At 71.4% G+C, this 17,440-nt stretch carries 14 protein-coding genes; 7 read left to right on the forward strand and 7 right to left on the reverse strand.

Features of this window, described 5'->3' with window-relative positions; all coding sequences use genetic code 11:
* Nucleotides 1–23 precede the first annotated feature (23 nt).
* Nucleotides 24–2,657, reverse strand: a complete 2,634-nt coding sequence (locus tag Pka01_RS02385; RefSeq protein WP_203880824.1) for a hypothetical protein — start codon at nucleotides 2,655–2,657, stop codon at nucleotides 24–26.
* Entirely contained in the window at nucleotides 2,654–4,492 is a 1,839-nt protein-coding gene (locus Pka01_RS02390) for an HSP90 family protein (RefSeq protein WP_203880825.1), read from the reverse strand. Before Pka01_RS02390 ends, Pka01_RS02385 begins: the two co-directional genes overlap by 4 nt.
* Before the next feature lie 195 nt (nucleotides 4,493–4,687).
* Here Pka01_RS02390 and Pka01_RS02395 point away from each other — a divergent pair, with 195 nt between their 5' ends.
* Nucleotides 4,688–5,209 carry a TrmH family RNA methyltransferase gene (locus tag Pka01_RS02395; RefSeq protein WP_203880826.1) on the forward strand — a complete coding sequence of 174 codons (522 nt, stop codon included), beginning with the start codon at nucleotides 4,688–4,690 and terminating at the stop codon, nucleotides 5,207–5,209.
* 60 nt (nucleotides 5,210–5,269) lie between these two features.
* Here Pka01_RS02395 and Pka01_RS02400 read toward each other — a convergent pair whose 3' ends face one another.
* The 5 genes from Pka01_RS02400 to Pka01_RS02420 all read right to left on the reverse strand — a co-directional run bounded on the left by Pka01_RS02400 (nucleotide 5,270) and on the right by Pka01_RS02420 (nucleotide 12,455).
* Nucleotides 5,270–6,664 carry a family 2B encapsulin nanocompartment shell protein gene (locus tag Pka01_RS02400; RefSeq protein WP_203880827.1) on the reverse strand — a complete coding sequence of 465 codons (1,395 nt, stop codon included), beginning with the start codon at nucleotides 6,662–6,664 and terminating at the stop codon, nucleotides 5,270–5,272.
* Nucleotides 6,661–8,901 carry a family 2 encapsulin nanocompartment cargo protein terpene cyclase gene (locus Pka01_RS02405; protein ID WP_203880828.1) on the reverse strand — a complete coding sequence of 747 codons (2,241 nt, stop codon included), beginning with the start codon at nucleotides 8,899–8,901 and terminating at the stop codon, nucleotides 6,661–6,663. Before Pka01_RS02405 ends, Pka01_RS02400 begins: the two co-directional genes overlap by 4 nt.
* A 6-nt stretch (nucleotides 8,902–8,907) precedes the next feature.
* Nucleotides 8,908–10,299, reverse strand: a complete 1,392-nt coding sequence (locus Pka01_RS02410; RefSeq protein ID WP_203880829.1) for a family 2B encapsulin nanocompartment shell protein — start codon at nucleotides 10,297–10,299, stop codon at nucleotides 8,908–8,910.
* A gap of 63 nt (nucleotides 10,300–10,362) precedes the next feature.
* Nucleotides 10,363–11,298, reverse strand: a complete 936-nt coding sequence (locus Pka01_RS02415) for a 4-hydroxy-3-methylbut-2-enyl diphosphate reductase (RefSeq protein ID WP_203880830.1) — start codon at nucleotides 11,296–11,298, stop codon at nucleotides 10,363–10,365.
* Nucleotides 11,299–11,384: 86 nt separating this feature from the next.
* A complete protein-coding gene (locus Pka01_RS02420; RefSeq protein ID WP_203880831.1) occupies nucleotides 11,385–12,455 on the reverse strand; it encodes a polyprenyl synthetase family protein in 1,071 nt (356 codons plus the stop codon).
* A gap of 285 nt (nucleotides 12,456–12,740) precedes the next feature.
* Here Pka01_RS02420 and Pka01_RS02425 point away from each other — a divergent pair, with 285 nt between their 5' ends.
* The 6 genes from Pka01_RS02425 to Pka01_RS02450 all read left to right on the forward strand — a co-directional run bounded on the left by Pka01_RS02425 (nucleotide 12,741) and on the right by Pka01_RS02450 (nucleotide 17,422).
* Nucleotides 12,741–13,538 (forward strand): IclR family transcriptional regulator, encoded by a 798-nt coding sequence (locus tag Pka01_RS02425; RefSeq protein ID WP_203880832.1) that lies wholly within the window; start codon nucleotides 12,741–12,743, stop codon nucleotides 13,536–13,538.
* A 191-nt stretch (nucleotides 13,539–13,729) separates the two neighbouring features.
* Nucleotides 13,730–14,938, forward strand: coding sequence for a hypothetical protein (locus tag Pka01_RS02430; protein ID WP_203880833.1), 1,209 nt, complete (start codon nucleotides 13,730–13,732; stop codon nucleotides 14,936–14,938).
* Entirely contained in the window at nucleotides 14,935–15,258 is a 324-nt protein-coding gene (locus Pka01_RS02435) for a nuclear transport factor 2 family protein (protein WP_203880834.1), read from the forward strand. The genes Pka01_RS02430 and Pka01_RS02435 overlap by 4 nt, the downstream gene beginning before the upstream one ends.
* A 10-nt stretch (nucleotides 15,259–15,268) precedes the next feature.
* Nucleotides 15,269–15,853, forward strand: a complete 585-nt coding sequence (locus Pka01_RS02440) for a hypothetical protein (RefSeq protein WP_203880835.1) — start codon at nucleotides 15,269–15,271, stop codon at nucleotides 15,851–15,853.
* Between the two features lie 94 nt (nucleotides 15,854–15,947).
* A complete protein-coding gene (locus Pka01_RS02445; protein WP_203880836.1) occupies nucleotides 15,948–16,400 on the forward strand; it encodes a hypothetical protein in 453 nt (150 codons plus the stop codon).
* Between the two features lie 65 nt (nucleotides 16,401–16,465).
* Nucleotides 16,466–17,422: a LysR family transcriptional regulator gene (locus tag Pka01_RS02450; protein WP_203880837.1), complete on the forward strand. Its 957-nt coding sequence runs from the start codon at nucleotides 16,466–16,468 to the stop codon at nucleotides 17,420–17,422.
* Nucleotides 17,423–17,440 lie beyond the last annotated feature (18 nt).

Genomic DNA, 17,440 nt, shown 5'->3' on the forward strand with positions numbered 1-17,440 from the left:
CGCCGTCGTTCCAGCCGTTCGGACTACTCGTCGCCGGGGTCGCCGAGCATGGCGCCGAGTTGTTTACTGGTTTCCGCGAGTTCGGCGAGGACCTCCTCCGACGGATCACTCCGCGCGATCGACTCCAGCTCGGTCAGGACAGCGCGCATGGCGACGACCCCCGGCCCTGTCGCGTCCGCGGTCGTCCCGGCCTCCTCGGCCGCCTGCTCGTCCATCGCGTTCTGCAACCACGCGGCCGACCGCAGGCAGCGCACGCGCGGCGTGACGGCGCCCATCTCCTCCCAGAGCCTGGCGGCGCGCCGGTAGGCCGCCAGAGACTCCTGGCCCTGACCGGCGTCCCGGAGCGCCTCCGCCGCCGCCCAGGCCAGCTGGGCATGGGGAACCTGGTTCTCCGGGTCGTCCTGGAGCAGTCGCGCGGCCTCGAGGTACTGCTCGGCGGCCTCATGGTGACGGTCGACGGCGCACAGTGAGTCGCCGTACTGCTTGCGGGTGGTCGCGATGCCGTACGTGTCGTACGGGACCTCCACCCTCGGCATGGCCTCCTCGAACAGCGCGGCGGCCTCGGCGTGCCGTTCGAGGACGTGATAGGCGCGCGCGGCCGTGAAGGTGTTGTGCAGGGTGTCGGGCTCGGACAGGCCGTCCCAGCGTGCGGCGGCGGCGAGCGCCGCGGCGACGAGGTCGAGCTCGCGGCCCTCCTGGCGGGAGATCACCTCGACGAGCAGGGAGCTGAGATGCGCGGCCTGTTCGCGGTCGATGAGGCCGCCGCCGTACTCGATCGCCTGCGTGACGAGATCCTCGGCCGACTTGACGTCGCCGTCCTCGAGGGCGAGCTGAGCCAGCATGCCCGCGGGGGTGGGGGCGAACCACGGCTGCCCGGCGTCGACGTAGCCGGTCATGGCGGACCGCAGGTGCGCGCGGGCGGCGTCCCGGTCCTCCAGCCGGAAGCAGAGCTGGGCGAGCATGTCGTGATATCGGCACGCGCGGTCGGCGACGCCGAGCTCCGCGGCCAGGGCGACTTCGGCCTCGATCAGCGCGCGCGCCGCCGCCACCTCGGCGGCCGGCGGGTCCTCGTGCCGCGCGAGAGCGTTCATCGCGTTGAACGGCCCGCCCTTGCGCACGGCCACGTACTCGGCGGGCGTCAGCGTCCCGGCCGCGTACTCACGTTCCGCTTCCGCGATCACGGCCGCGAGCGACGTCTCCGCCGCGGCCGGGTCGCCGGTCACGAGCAGCGCGACGGCGGCGACCGCCCGCGCCTCCAGCGCGTCCGCGGTGCGGGTCGCCCGCGCGAACCGCTCCGCGGAGCTCAGTAGCAGGTCACGGGCCCGGCCGGGGTCGGTGCCCATGAGATCGCCCGCCCTGGTGCGCTCGATCTCTGCGACGACGTCCTCCGGCAACTCCGCGCCGCTGTCCGCGATCCGGGTCCAGGCCTGCTCGGCGTGGGGATGGCGGGCAGTGGTCAGTCGACGCGCCTCGGCGACCATCTCGTCCAGAGTCGTTCCGGTCGCTGTTCCGGTCGCTGTTCCGGTCGCGGCGGCCGGAGACGCCGCCTCGGACGGCCCCGCGCCCGGCAACGTCAGCGGGACGCCGAGCGGCAGCCGTTCGAGCAGCGGCTCCTGAGCGAGCCTGCGGGCCAGGCGCTCGCTGTAGGCGGTGGTGCCGTTGCGCGCGTCGTAACGGGCGGACAGGTCGCCGAGCTCTCGCTCCAGCGTGGCGAGCATGGACTCGACCGTGCCTGCGCCGACGGCCACGTCCCCGTGGCCGAGCGCGACCAGGCGGCGGAGCAGGACGGCGGCGCCCGCCAGGAACCCGGCCCGCTGGGACACGTCCTCGTGCTGGTCGGTGACCCAGGCCGCGTGCTCGGAGAAGATCTCGAGCCCGCGCGCCTCGTTGCCGGACAATGCGCAGAACTCCAGATGCCTGCCCACGGACCCGCGAAGGCTGACGTTGTGACGGACGAGGCGGTACCCCTTGAGGAAGGCGCCGCGCGCCTCCTCGACGCGCCCGGTGCGCAGGTAGGGCAGCAGCGACTGCGCCAGCACATGGTGCGGCTCCTCCGCGCAGACCAGCTCGCCCTCGAGCACCGGCGCCCAGAAGTCCAGCGCGCCGTCGTCGTCGCCGACGGTCGTCCGCCACCAGCCCCAGGTGTTGCGCTCGCACGCGTCGCAGTCGGCCATCTCGTCGCGGGGCGCGGTGATGGACGCCTCCATCGCGGTGGCGGCGCCCTCGTCGTCGCCGACGAGCTCGGCCAGCTGCGCGCGGAGCGCCAGCACCGGCCGGGCGCTGAACCCGCGCTGCCGGTAGCGGCCGTCCAGCTCGTCGAGCCAGCGGTACGCCGTCGCGAGCGGAACCGACGGGTTGTTCACCAGGTTGGCGGTCATCCACTTGAGCGTCCAGTGGATGGAGTGCGACCACCCGCCCACCTCCGCCGGGTGGTCGTCGTAGATGCGCAGGAGCCGCCCGAAGGCCACGGGCATGCGGTCGCGTTCGCCTCCGTAGGCGTACGACTTGATCAGGTAGAGCAGCACCTCGGCCTCGAGGCCCCGGTCCTCGGCGCCGCGGGCGGCCGCCGCGAGCGTCTCGAGGCGTTCGGCCTTCAGCCGGCCGTCGGGAAGCGTGTGGCTCTCGCCGAGCCCGGCGCTGATCTCTGCGACGTTCATGCCTTGCCATCCTCTTCGGCGGATTCGGTCACGTTGTGGGAGGCCCAGCCGAGCAGCTCGTCGAAGGCCCGGTTGAGCAGCGCGGTGTCGACCGGCCGCAGCGGTCTGTGGGTCATCAGCAGGGCCTGGCCGTACAGGGCCTCGATCGCGGAGACGAGCAGCGTCCGGTCGCGGATGGCCGCGAGCCGGCGCACGACGGGGCTGCGGTGGTTGAGCACGAGCTGCGCGCGCGGCTCGGCCGACTTGAGCGCGCCGAGGATCTCCGCCCAGAGGTCGTCCGCGTCGGCCTCCGTCTCCGCCCGGGTGCGTTCGTTGCGCGCCGCACGGCTGTCCAGGTGCAGGGCGGACACCGACGCGGGGAAGAAGGCGCGGAGGATCACGTCGCATCCCAGCGGATCGAGCGTGGAGCGGGCCGTCGCGAGGAACCCGGCCATCGCGAGTTCGTCGGCGCCCTCCACCGGATCGAGGGCGGCGGTGACCACGTCGGCGCCGAGCTCCTCGACCGCCACGCCGGGCATGACCTCAGGGAGCAGGGCGACCAGCTCGCTCTCGTAGGTGTAACCGCCGTTGACGACTCCGACGCCCTGGGCGGACGCGATCGTCGCGATCTGGCGGAACTCCTCGACGGTGGGCGTCACCCGGACCACGGGGTGCTTCCTCGCGAACTCCGCCAGGGTGACGCGCCCGTCGGTCGTCTCGAAGACGAGGTACGGCAACATGATCCGGAACAGGTCCCTGTCGTGCCGCGCCAGCGCCTTGACCCCGAGACTGTGGACGGTCAGGAACGCCGCCAGGCGCCCCGGATCCTGGGCGGCCAGCCCGGTGAGCCAGTCTCGCACCCGGGCGCCGAGGGCCTCGCGGACCGCCGCAAGCGTCTCGTCCTCGTACAACCCCTCGCGCGAGGCGGTCGGCCGGAGCGTGTCCGTGTCGATGACGCAGCGGACGAAGAACGCCCAGTCAGGCAGCAGGCCGGTCGTCGCGTCGCTGAGCAGCATGCCCTTGAGGTACACGCGGTGCCGGCCGCTGTCGGCCGGGTTGGCGGCACGCGGAAGCACGTACGCGGCACCTCGCACTCCCGCCAGCTCGACGTCGAGCTCGACGACGTCGAGCGCGGTGAAGCCGAGCACCTGCGCGCCGTACTCGATCAGTGCCGACCTGCGGGCCGCGGGCGAGGAGTAGGTCCTGTCCCACACCGGAACGCCGTCGGTCGTCCTTGTGGTCCGCCCGTCCGCCTCGACCGTCACCTCGTACGGCAGCAGCGCGCCGAAGTCGCGGGCGAGCTCTGCCACGAGTTCGGGCGCGAACCAGCGTTCCGCCCCGGGCCTCGGCGTCAGGCGCACCGTCGTCCCCGGTTCCGCGCGCTCACCGGGGTCGAGGCGCCGGACCGAGTACGTGCCGTCGGACGCGGCCAGCCATTCGACGCCCGGCTCCTCGGGATCCGTGGCCGCGCGCGTGAGCACCTGGATCCGCTCGGCGACGGTGAAGCAGGCGAGCAGGCCGATGCCGAACTGCCCGAGGAACTCCCTGCGGGCGCCCTCGAGATCGTCGCGCTTGGACGAGCGGCCGATGGTCGCGAGGAACCGGTGGACGTCGGCCTCGGTCAGGCCGATCCCCGGATCGTCGACGCGCAGCCCCGACGGATCCACGGCGATCCGGATGGCCGTGGGCGCGGTGGGGTCGATCCGCCGCCGCGCGGTCACCGCGTCGACCGCGTTCTGCAGCAGTTCCCGCACGTAGACGCGCGGACTCGAGTACAGGTGGTGCGACAGGAGATCGACGAGACCACGCAGATCAACCTGGAACGAATGCGACTTGGCCGACTTATCGTCCAACATGGCGACGATCGTAGCGGCGGTCGGCGAAGCGATTCGATCAATATCGTGTGGTCCCGCCGATCGATCGCGGCGGGCGCGCCGATTCTGCGTCTATTCTGAGGACGAACGTCGATTCGCCGATGGCCCGGGCGTGCCGCTGAAAGCGCCCTTGTTCATGTGTGTTCATCTCCACGCGGGAGACGCCCGCGATTCCCGATGAGCGGGCCCGCCGTACGGGTCCGGACCCGCAAGGATCTCAGAAGCGAGCGCCGGCGCCGCCCGCCCCGCTGCCTCGACCACCTGATCGCCGCACCCCTGTGGCCGATGCACGGCGCCAACCTGGGGACCCTCCTGCGCACCTGCGACGCCGTCGGAGCCTGCCTGGCCGTACCCCGCTTCCCCTGGGTGCCGGAAGCGCTCGAACGCGGGAACACGCTGCGCCGGCCCGCCTGCGTGCACTGGGTGGGCGACCCCCTGCGCTGGCTGGAACGCCGGCGTGAGGCGGGTCGTCACGTGATGGGGGTCGAACTGGCCGAGGAGGCGGTACGGCTGGCCGACCTGCCGATGGCCCGCAGGCCGACGATCGCGGTCCTCGGCCACGAACGCGAGGGCATCCCGCCGGAGGCGCTCGGCCTCCTCGACGCCGTCGTGGAGATCCCGATGATCGGCACGGGCGCCAGCCTCAACGTCGCGGTCGCGGGCTCGCTCGTCCTGTACAAGCTCGCCGGGTTCGCATGAGACCGGCAGGCGGACCGGCGGCGGGAGGACCGCCGGTCCGCCTGCCCGGCGCGAATCCCGCTAGGCGACCTCGACGCTCTCCAGGACGCCGAGCGCGTCGGGCACCAGGACGGCGGCCGAGTAGTACGTCGTGACCAGGTACGACGCGATCGCCTTGTCGCCGATGCCCATGAAGCGGACCGACAGCCCCGGCTGGTACTCGTCGGGCAGGCCGGTGCGGTGCAGGCCGACGACCCCCTGGTCGGCCTCCCCCACCCGCATGACCATGATCGAGCTGAGGCCTTCACGGCTGACCGGGATCTTGTCGCACGGCAGGATCGGCACTCCCCGCCACCCCATCACCCTGGAGCCCCCGAAGTCCACGGTGTCGGGGTAGACGCCCCGGCAGTTGCACTGCCGGGCGAAGGCCGCGATGGCCGCGGGATGCGCCACGAAGAACTGCGACTTCCTTCGCCTGCAGAGCAGTTCGTCGAGGTCGTCGGGGGTGGGCGGGCCGGTCCGGGTGTGGATCCGCTGAGCGAGGTCCGCGTTGTGCAGCAGACCGAACTCACGGTTGTTCACCAACTCGTGCTCCTGCCGCTCCCGCAACGCCTCGATCGTCAACCGCAACTGCTGCTCGGTCTGATTCATCGGCTCGTTGTACAGATCCGCCACCCGCGAATGCACCCGCAAAATCGTCTGAGCCACACTCAGCTCATACTCACGCGGCGACACCTCGTAATCCACGAACGTCCCCGGCAACGTCACCTCCCCCACATGCCCCGCCGCCAACTCGATCCCGGCCTCGCCGTGCTTGTTCTGGGGTGCGCGGGCGTCGGCCGCGGCCCGCCGGAGATGCGCCTGCAGCGCCTCCGACCGGTCGCGCACCTCCTGGAACTCCCCCAGCGAGAGGATCAGGACGACGCAGGGGGTGATGGCCGTCGCGGTGAACCCCCACCTCATGGCGGGCCCGGTCAGCGCCTGCTGCCCGAGGTGGTCGCCGTCGGCCAGGACCCGCAGTTCCCTGCTCCGCCCGTACTCCCCCGCGGCCGTCGCGTCGGCCCTGCCGTGCGCGAGCAGGACCACCCCGTCCACCGGTGTGTCCGCGGACACGATCCGCTCGCCGGGCTGGAACTCGTGCTGGACGAACCGCTCCGCGAGTTCGCCCAGCACGCCGTCGCCGGGGAAGCCCCGCAGCGCGGGCAACTCCCCCAGGGTCGCGGGGACGACGTCGATCCGCGACCCCGTGGAGACGAACGCCACGCGCCCCGACCCGGGCCGGTGGGTGAGCCGGCGGTTGACCCGGTAGGCGCCGCCGCTCACCTCGACCCAGGGCAGCGCGCGCAGCAGATGACGGGAGGTGATCTCCTGCATCTGCGGCGCCGACTTCATCGTCGACGCCAGATTGCGCGCGGCGGCGGTGCCGAGACTCAGGGCAGGGCTCGGAACGGGATCCTCCGTGCCGTGCACGCTCATGCGCACACCGCCGTTCCCGCGCCGGGACGCGCGCAGCCGACGAGACCGGCCAGCCGGGCCGTCGCCGTCCCGACTCCGCCCGGTACGCCGACCGGCCGCGCCGCCGGAAGGCGTGCCAGCTCGGATTCCACGTAACGGCTGGTCTCCCGGTGCCACAGGAGGACGGCGGCCATCCAGTCCTTCAGCTCCTCCGCATAGTCCGTGAGGACCTGTCTCGCGTCGGCGTCCAGGTCGTGGTCGTCGAACAGGACGGGCAGCTCCGCCGCGACGAGGTGCTCGAACTGCCGCATGCGCGACGCCATCAGGTCGGCCACGATGCCGGCCGCCCGCTGCGCGTCGCAGCCGAAGAAGCTCTGCACGACGAGCACGCAGTTGTGCAGCTCACCTTCGAACTGGATCTCCTTCTGGTACGAGAAGAGGTCGTTGACGAGGCAGGCGTAGTCGGCGGACGCGTTCTCGAGTCCCAGGATCGTGCGGGTCCGGTAGACCTCCCCGGGCACGTGCCGGCCGTGCGCGAGGCGGGCCAGAGCCCTGGTGAGGTCCGACCCGAAGGTCAGCCGCCGCATCTCCATGTAGTCGATCGGATCGGGGATCCTGTTCTGGAGGTGGTTGGCCAGCTCCCACAGCCAGCTCCCGGTCATCTGCTCGACCGCGGCGCGGAACAGGCCGCGTCCCTCGGAGGTCATGGACGACGCGGTCCGCGCCCACAGGTCCCCGAGGGCACGTTCAACCGGATTCGCCGGGTCGGGCGTGACACCGAGGTCCAGCGGCATGAACAGCGGCAGCCGCCCGGTGAACACCCGCGCGCCCGCCATGTCCCCGGACGGCCCGAAGACCGCGGGGAAGTAGTCGTCGGCGTAGGTCCCCCAGGTGAGCCACTGGGCCGACAGGGCCAGCTCCTCGCCGGGCGCGTCGGGATCTATCCCGGCGGCGCACAGCGCGAAGTCGAAGCCCTCGTTCTTCCTGGCGGTCCACAGGCCGGCCCCCGCGAGCTGCGGCAGCGGATCGTAGAAACCGATCCGCGCCGCCCATTCCCAGCTCTCGCGCCGCGCCACGTCCAGGTGCGGGTTCACCTCGACGTCGTACGGCATGACGATCTCGGGCAGCGGCAGCGGTCCCACGTCCTGGTAGGGGACGTGGGTGTGGTTTCGTGGGCCGCCGGCCCCGGTCATCCCCGCCGTCAGCCTGATCCGCGCGGCCGAGGTCCCCAGCCCCGTGGGGCCGCCGAGCACGGGCTCGCCGGCGGCGCCGCCGTTCATGTACCGGCTGGAGCGCATGTGCCACTCGTGGCCGCCGGACTGCCAGTCCTGCAGCCCCTTGACGTACGCGAGGACGGCGAGGCGCTCCCCGGGATCGAGCGCGTGCTCGTCGAAGAGGGGGGACAGCTCCGTGAGGGTCGTGTTCTCGAACTGGTGGAGCCGCGAGGTGAGCAGGTCGTTGACGGCGTCGGCGGCCTGCTGCGTGCTGAGGCCGAGGAAGCGCTCGAACACCAGGACGCCGTTGCTGAGCTCCCCCTCCTCCTCGACCTCGCGCTGGTAGGAGAACAGGTCGTTGCGCAGATGCACCGCGTCGGAGAAGGCGTCCCTGAGCACGCACAACGGCCGGGTCCGCGCCACCCGGGCCGGGATCTGGGCGCCGACGGCGTGCTCGACGAGGTTGGCCGACCAGGGCGCCCCGCCGACCCGGCGCCGCATCTCGATGTACTCCATCGGGTTGGCGACCCGGCCCGCGTTGATGTTGGACAACTCCCACAGGGACTCGTCGAGCAGGTTCTCCGTGCTCTCGACGAAGCGCATCCGCCAGTCCACGGACATGCCGGGCACCGTCCTGGTCCACAGGTCGGCGAGGCCCCGTTCCACCGGGTTCGCCGGCTCGGGCATGTCCGACCCGGGGTCGGCGGGCATGAAGGCCGGGAGCCTGTCCAGGTACTCCTTCGCGCCGTCGGTGTCCCCGCTGCGTTTGAAGAGCTCCAGGAAGTGGTCGTCGAAGAAGAACACCCACACGTACCAGTCGGTGATGAGGTCGAGCTCGGGGGCGGGGGCGTCCGGATGCGTGTAGGCGCACATCAGCCCGTAGTCCATGGCGTCGAGCTGCTCCTCGTCCCAGACGCCGAGTTCGGGGTCGAGCATGCCCATGCCACGAGCCCATCGCTTCGTGTGCGCCCGGGCCGTCTCCAGATGGGGATTGAGCCTGGCCGGATACGGCACGTAGAAGTCGGGAAGCGTGAAGGGTTGCATCGTCCGCTAGCCGATCTCGACGCTCTCGAGGACGCCCAGGGCGTCGGGCACCAGGACGGCGGCCGAGTAGTACGTCGTGACCAGGTAGGAGATGATCGCCTTGTCGCTGATGCCCATGAAGCGGACCGACAGCCCCGGCTGGTACTCGTCGGGCAGGCCGGTGCGGTGCAGGCCGACGACCCCTTGCTCGGCCTCCCCCACCCGCATCGCCATGATCGAGCTCAGCCCGCGGTCGCTGACCGGGATCTTGTTGCACGGCAGGATCGGCACGCCTCGCCAGGCCGGGACCCTGTTGCCGTTCAGCTCCGTGCTCTGCGGGTACAGGCCCCGGCTGTTGCACTCCCGCGCGAAGGCCGCGATCGCCTTCGGGTGGGCGAAGATGAAGGCCGGCTCCTTCCAGACCTTGGCGAGCAGGGCGTCCATGTCGTCGGGGGTGGGCGGTCCGGTCCGGGTGTGGATGCGCATCCCCAGATCCGCGTTGTGCAGCAGACCGAACTCACGGTTGTTCACCAACTCGTGCTCCTGCCGCTCCCGCAACGCCTCGATCGTCAACCGCAACTGCTGCTCGGTCTGATTCATCGGCTCGTTGTACAGATCCGCCACCCGCGAATGCACCCGCAAAATCGTCTGAGCCACACTCAGCTCATACTCACGCGGCGACACCTCGTAATCCACGAACGTCCCCGGCAACGTCACCTCCCCCACATGCCCCGCCGCCAACTCGATCTCCGCCTCGCCGTGGGCGTTGGCGGCCCGGTGGGCGCCCGACCGGAGGTCCGCGAGGTGGGCGCGCAGCTCGGGCGACTGGGCGGCGACGTCCTGGAACGCCTCACGCGTCATGATCAGCACCGTGCACGGGGTGATGGCCTTCACGGTGAAGTCCCAGGTCTCCGACTCCTCCGTGAGGAGCTGCTCGCCGAAGTGGTCGCCGTCCGCCAGGACCGCCAGGGTCGACTCGTGCCCGTACGCGCCCGCCCCCAGCTTGTTCACCTTGCCGTGGGCGATCAGGACCACCTGGTCCACCGGGGTGCCCGCGGAGACGATCACCTCGTCCGGCTCGAACTCACGCTGGACGAAGCGCCGGGCCAGCGCCGACAGCACATCGGTGTCGTCGAACCGCCGAAGTGCCGCGAGCTCGCAGAGCTCGGCCGGGATGACCCTGACCTCCGCGCCCGTGGAGACGAACGTGATCCGCCCGTCCCCCACGCCGTAACTGAGCCTCCGGTTCACCCGGTACGCCCCGCCGACCACCTGCACCCAGGGGAGCACCCGGAGCAGATGACGTGAGGTGATCTCCTGCATCTGCGGCACCGACTTGGTCGTCGTCGCCAGATTCCGCGCGGCGGCAGTGCCCAGGCTCAGCTGCGACTGCTCACCCGTGGGAGCTGCTTCGGTCATGACGAGATCACCTTTTCTCTCGTGGTGGGAACGACCGGGGCCCAGGCGTGGCCCCGGCGAGTACTACCGGCTCCGGTCGCGGAGCCCAGGGGGAAGGGAGAACGTCAAGGTCTCCTCGGCGAGGGTGACCGAGGTGGTGTCGGCGAATCCGCGGACGGCGAGCCATTCGAGCAGCTCGGCGACGAGGTGCTCGGGGACCGAGGCGCCGGAGCCGACGCCGACGGTCTCCACCCCGTCGAGCCAGCGCTCGTCGGCGTCGAGGGCGCGGTCGACCAGGTGGGCGGCGCCGGCGCCCGCGCCGAGGGCGACGTCGACCAGCCGCCGGGAGTTGGAGGAGTTCGCCGAGCCGACCACGATGACGAGCTGGCACCGGGCCGCGATGGCGGCCACGGCCTCCTGCCGGTTCTGGCTCGCGTAACAGATGTCGTCGCTGGGCGGGTCGATCAGGCCGGGGAACCGCTCGCGCAGGCGGGCGACGGCGCTCATCGTCTCGTCGACCGCCAGCGTGGTCTGCGACAACCAGCTCACCGGCGCGTCCCCGGGAAGGCTGACGTCGTCGGGCAGTGCGGGATCGACGACGTGGATCCGGTCGGCGGCCTCGCCGAGCGTCCCCTCGACCTCCTCGTGCTCGGCGTGGCCGATCAGCAGAATCCGGTGGCCCGCCTCAGCGAACCTGACGGCCTCCTTGTGGACCTTGGTGACGAGCGGGCAGGTGGCGTCGACGGCTCGCAGCCCTCGCCGGTCGGCCTCCCGCCTGACCGCCGGGGAGACCCCGTGCGCGGAGAAGATGACCATCGCGCCGTCCGGAACCTCGTCGAGCTCCTCGACGAACACGGCGCCCCGCCGGGTCAGGTCGCCCACGACGAAGGTGTTGTGCACGATCTGCCTTCTGACGTAGATCGGCGGCCCGTGCCGCCGTAAGGCCTCCTCCACGGTGGTGATGGCTCGTTCGACGCCCGCGCAGTAGCCACGCGGGGCAGCCAGCAGTACACGCCCCATGAACTGGTTCCCCTTATCCGGTTTATCGGGCTTACCTGGGCTTACCTGAGCTGACCGGCGTTACGGATCTCCGGTGGTCCGGAGGGTCATCGGGTGCGGTTGATCAGTCCGTCCGCCAGGGCCGCCAGGCCGCTTCCGGTCACGGGGCAGATCGGCGCGGCGTGCAGGACTCCGAGGGCGTCGCGGGCACGTTCCTCGATCATCAGCTCGACCCGCGCCAGGGCCCCGGTGGCCACCACGATCTCCCGCAGCTCCGCCGCCCGCTGCTCGGTCAGCTCGGCGTTGCCGTGCCACGCACGGAGATGGTCGGCCTCGCCGGGCGACGCGTGCTGGAACGCGTGGGCGATGAGGATCGTGTGCTTGCCCTCTCTCAGGTCGTCGAGCACCGACTTGCCGGTCACGGCCGGGTCGCCGAACATGCCGAGGACGTCGTCGCGGAGCTGGAAGGCCTCGCCCAGCGGAAGGCCGATCTGGGAGTAGGTCTCGAGAAGAGCGGGCTGGGCTCCGGCCAGGGCTCCGCCGATCTGCAGCGGGCGCTCGACGGTGTACTTGGCCGTCTTGTAGCGGATCACCGTCAGCGCCTGCTCGACCGAGGACAGGTCGCGGACCTGGGCGAGGATGTCGAGGTACTGACCCGTGATCACCTCGGTGCGCAGCCGGTCGAACAGCCCGCGCGCGGTGCGCAGGCGAGCCGGATCGACGTCGCCGGCCGACAGCAGCTCGTCGGACCAGGCCAGCGTGAGGACGCCCATCAGGATCGCCGCCGCCCGCCCGAACGACCTCGCCCCCGGCCCCTCGTGCATGCCCGCCAGGCTGCGGTGCATGGTGGGGCTGCCGCGGCGCAGCTCGCTGCCGTCCATGATGTCGTCGTGGATGAGCAGGCCCGCGTGGCACAGCTCGAGGGCGGAGGCCGCCGAGATGATCTGGTCGCACTCCTCGCCGCCCGCGCCCCGCCATCCCCAGTAGCACAGCAGGGGGCGGATCCGCTTGCCTCCGCCCAGGATGAACCGGCGCAGGAGGCGGTATGCCCTGACCACCTCCGGGTCGGAGACCGGCGCGTCGTGGGCGTCGAGGAACCTCTCCAGATGGTGGTCGACCAGCCCCCGCACCCGCTCGGCTGTACGCGTGCTCGACGCCTGCTCGGTTCCCACCGTCATGGCTCGCCCTCCTCGAAGAAGATCCGATGCACACAGCAAGCTATTGACTGACTACGGAAAGTTGAAGATTCCATTCCGAAGAACGGAACATGTCATGACCGGCCCGCGACTACCGAGAGTGGTGTTACGTTGCCGGGGGTAGTCATGCTTCTGCTCCGCTGATCCATGGGCTGATCCATGGGGCTGATCCGCGCCAGGAGCATGCCTTCTCATCACCGGACGGGTGCCGAGCGAAGAATGCCGCGAAGCGTAGTCGACGAGGAACCACCACTGTCACGACATCTGATGCCTGACCAGCCGAGCAGTCTGGAGAAGGCCATAACGATCATCACGTCGCTGAGCACGGCTCTTCAGCCGGTGAGCCTGGCGGAGTTGTCGAGGAGGACGGGCCTGCCGAAGACCACCGCCCATCGTCTGCTCGGCGTGCTGTGCAGGAAGGGGTTCGCCAGGCGGATCGGCATCGACTACGCCATCGGAGATCAGCTGATCAGCCTGGCCGGCCCCGGGACGCGGACCATTCCCGGCACCCGGCGCGTCGTCCTGCCGTACATGATCCGCTTATACGAGCTGACGCGTCAGACGGTGAACCTGGCCGTCTCCCGGGGGCTGGAGGTGGCCTACGTCGAGCGCGTCTACGGTCACACGCGGGTGAGCTCGCCCTCGGACGACGTCGACCGGGCGCCCCTGCACTGCACCGCCACGGGCAAGGTGCTTCTCGCGTTCAACAACGAGCTGAGCGCGAGCTTCCGCGAGGTCGGCGCCATGCAGAGGATGACCCGCAGGACGCTCGCCGGGCCGGGCGCCCTCGATCGTGAGCTCCAAACGGTGCGGCGCAGCGGCATCGCGTTCTCGCGTGAGGAGTTCGCCGAAGGCGTGGCCTGCGCCGCGGCCCCCGTCTTCGGGCCCGACGGCAGGATCTGCATGGCGGTGGGCGTGGCGGGGCCGTCGGTGAGCGCCGTCACCCCTGAGGTCGCGGGAATGGTCAGGAAGACGGCGCACGCCATATCCGCGAGCATCACCCGGTCGATCGCCGGGATGGCGGGCAGGGCGAAGGCCGACGGCCCCGGCGTCTCCCTCCTTTGACGGGTCCGATGAGACGTCAGACTCCTTCGGCGAGTCCGATGAGACGTCAGAGTCCTTCGGCGGATCCGATGAAAGGTCCGACGCGGCGCCCGGCCTCGATCGTCTCCCGCACTCCGCAGAGGGCAATTTTCCCCACTGGTTGAGCAACTTCAGGAAAGAAGCCCGGCGCCGCGAACGGTCATCCTGCTGTCGTGCCTTCTCGCACCGACTCCCGGCCCGCGTACCGCGGGGCCGCGCCGCTGCCGGCGCACCCCGCACTGAGCGCGCCGGAAACGGCCTCCGCGCCCGCTCCGGGCCGCGCCCAGCCGGTGCTGGGTCTCGCGGGGCTGACGTTCGTGATCCCGCTCTCCTTCCTGATCGCCTTCGGCGCGGGAGGCGCGGAGGCGTCGCTGCGGGTGCTGGGGCCGCTCACCACGTTCGCGTTGCCGGCCGTCGCGATGATCGCGTTCTGGTGGGAGGACTGGCCGGGCAGCGCGCTGCGCGCCGGTTGGTCCGGTCTCACCGACACGCTCATCGTGGTCGTGGCCGGAGCGTGCCTCACCGTGATCGGCCAGGCCGTCGTGAGCGGGCTCGATCCGGGGGTGCTCCTGGACGCCCAGCCGGGCGCCGGGCACGTCCCGACGTTCCCGAGCACGATGCCGCTGGCCGTCGGCGTGTTCACTGCCATCCTCCAGTTGACGCTGGTGACGGAGGGCTGGCCGCTTCGCGGTCTCGGCCGTTTCCGGTCCGGCCTCGCGGCCGTGGTCCTGTGCTACGTGGCCGGCACCGCCGGATACCTGCTCCTCGTCGACGTGGACGACGCGGCGGCGGCCGGGACGTCGCTGCAGGACCCGGGCGGGCCGTTCACCGCGGGGGTCTACGGCGCCTGGCTGACGGCTCTCGGCGTCTGGCAGATTGTGTTCTTCGTGGCCCTGCGCGGCAGGCCGTTCACCGCCATCCGGCGGCGCGGCCCGCGACTGGCCGCCGGCAACGTGGCGGTGATCCTCCTCGGCTGGGCGACCTACGCGGTGCTGCGCCACCCGCTCGGATGGGAGACCGACCGGATCACGGCGGTCTGCGGTAGCGTGATCACCGCCGTCCTCATTGTGGGGATGCTCTTCGAGGCCTGGCCCGCGACCAGGCTGCGGCCGCTGCCCGGCCGCACCTGCGCCCTGGTTCTCATGGGCGCCGTCGCGGCCCTGCTGTACTGGGCGCTGTCCGCGTACGCGCGGGGCGTCGGCTGGCGGCACGCGACGCCCGACGAGTGGGTGACGTTCGCGGCCCTCAACGGCATCGGCGCGGGAATCATCCTGCATGTCGCCATCTGGCGGCGCTGGCCGGTGATCACCGGACCCGCCGGGCACGCCGATGGAACACGACCGCCCGCAGAAGGGCGGCCAGAAGAAAGGGAACCGACATGACGTACGAGGTCGAGCCGGCGGTCCAGGCGTTGCTGGACGCCGCGAACGAGGGCGACCTCGCCGCGTTCCTCGCGGGCTTCACCGATGACGGCGTCGTCGACGACTGGGGCCGCGAGTTCCGCGGGGCCACCCGGATCCGGGCGTGGAGCGACGCGGAGTTCATCGGCAAGCAGGTCACCCTGGCCGTCGAGCGGGTCGAGCGGCGCGGCGACGAGACCGTGGTCACCGCGCAGGTCGGCGGCAGCGGCTTCAACGGCCCGAGCCACTTCTCCTTCCATGTCGCGGGCGATCGCGTCTCGCGCATGACGATCCGGGCATAGCGGGACCGGCGTGCGTCTTCCGAGGTTCCTCCTGGCCGGCGTCCTGCTGTTCGCCGCGCTCTTCCTGCTGACCTCGCTGTTCGTCCGGCCCCCCTTCGAGGGGGTCGGCGTGACGGCCGCCGCGGTCTTCCTCGTCGTCTGGCTCGTCGTCTCGATGGTCAACGCCTGGCTCGGAGTCGTCTCCGCGGGGTACCGCCCCGCGGAGGAGGCGCTGGCCCTGATTCCCGTGTTCGGCGTCCCCGCCGTCGTGGCCGGTCTCGGCGCGCTCGGCTCCGCGGCGCTCTGGGACGGCGGCCCGGTCATTCAGACCGGGCGGGCTCCGGCCGTGTTCGCCGCCGGGCTCGCCCTTTGGGGCGCGATCCTGCTCCTCGCCGGGCTTCTGGCGCGACGGCCGTCCCCCGCCAGGAGCGCGGCGACCGCGGCGGCCGTCCACCTCCCCCTGTGGGCGCTGCTGTGCCTCGTCAACCTGGTGACCGGGGTGCGGGCCGCGGGATACACGGTCGCCGAGGAGGTCCCCCTGTTCCTGCTCAACGTGGCCGTGCCGGGGATCGTGGCGATGGCGGCCTGGGCACTGGTCAGGCGCGTCGCCGCCTGACCGCGTCCGCCCGGCCGCATGTCCGGCGCGCACCCACCGGCGGATGGGCGGCCCTGTCTGGCGCGGAGTTGTGATCTTTGATACGCATCGGTTCATGGCGGCAGACGTTCTGGTGTCCGTGGCGTCCCTGGCCGGTGTCGGCCTCGGCGGCGGCCTGTCCTACCTCGCGCAGATCACCGCCCTGCGGCATGCCGGCCGTACCGAGCGGTGGCGCGCCACCGCGCAGACGGCCGAGGCGCGCCGGGCGGAGCGGCTCGAAGAGCTGCGCCGCTTCATCCAGGACGCCCAGCAGGGCGAGCGCACCGCGGAGGAGCGGCGTGCCACACCCGAATGGCTCACGGCAGCCAGGGACGTCATGGACGAGCTGTGGGTCCGCGAACGGATGATCCACATCATGTTCGGCGCGTCCCTTCACGAGCGCGCCCGCGCCTACGTCGTGGCGATCGACGACATCCTCTGGGAGGAACAGGCGGGCGTGTCGATGTGGGACCACCTGCGGGGCCCGAAGGTCGCCTTCCTCGACGCCGCCCGCGCCGAGCTCGCCTGACCGGAGGGGTGCGGAAAACGATCAGCCAGTGGAGCGCGGACCGCCGTACGCGTAGCGTTTGCCCCATGACGCCCACCCAGCTCCGCGCGTTCGCCGCCGTGGTCAGGCTCGGATCGGTCAAGCACGCGGCGGCGGAGCTCGAGGTGTCGGAAGCCGCCGTCTCCCTCCACGTCAGCCAGTTGCGCAAGGAGCTGGGCGACCAGCTCTACGTACGGACCGCGTCCGGGCTGGCCTTCACTCCCGGCGGCCTGCGGCTCGCCAGCCGTGGGGCCGAGATGCTCAGCCTCCAGGAGCGCACGATCATCGAGGTCGGGCAGGCCGCACGGGGCAGGCGACTGCTGCGCATCGGCGCGTCGAGCCTGTTCGCCGAGCACGCGGCACCCGGGCTGATCGGGCTGTTCGCCGGGCGGGCCGCCGACCTCGACGTGGAGCTCAGCGTGCACGACCCGCGCAAGTTCGGCTCCCTGCTGAGCTCACGGGCCGTGGACGTGGCCATCGGCCCGAACGTGGGGAACGTCGACGACTCGCTGGTCCGGCGGCCGTTCCTCAACTACCAGGTGATCGTGGTGGCCTCCCCCGACCATCCTGCCGCCAGGACCGACGCCACCCCCCGCCGGCTGCGCGACGAGACGTGGCTGCTCGGGCCGTCGGCAGCGGTCGGCATCGGCGCGATCCCGGCGGTGCTGCGCCGGATCAACGTCCCGGAGTCGCGCCAGCAGATCTTCCAGAGTCACGCGGCGGCTCTTGAGGAGGTCATGCGGGGAAACGGAGTGGCGCCGACGGTCTCCTTCGCGGTGTCCCGCGATCTGGCGAACGGCCGCCTCGTCCGGCTGGCCGGGCCTTCGCTCCGCTTCGACGGCTCCTGGGCCACGCTCACGCTCGACGAACGCGGCGCCTCCACCGCCGCCGACGAGCTCGTGCGGTTCGTCACCACCCCGCGCGCCACGCAGGCCATGCTGCGCGGCCCCGGGGTCAACATCGGCCGGTTCCGCCCGTCGATCCACGTCACCCTCTGGAGCTAGCGGCCCTCAAAGAGGGCC

Source organism: Planotetraspora kaengkrachanensis (assembly GCF_016862895.1).
In the GTDB taxonomy this organism is placed as follows: Bacteria; Actinomycetota; Actinomycetes; order Streptosporangiales; family Streptosporangiaceae; genus Planotetraspora; species Planotetraspora kaengkrachanensis.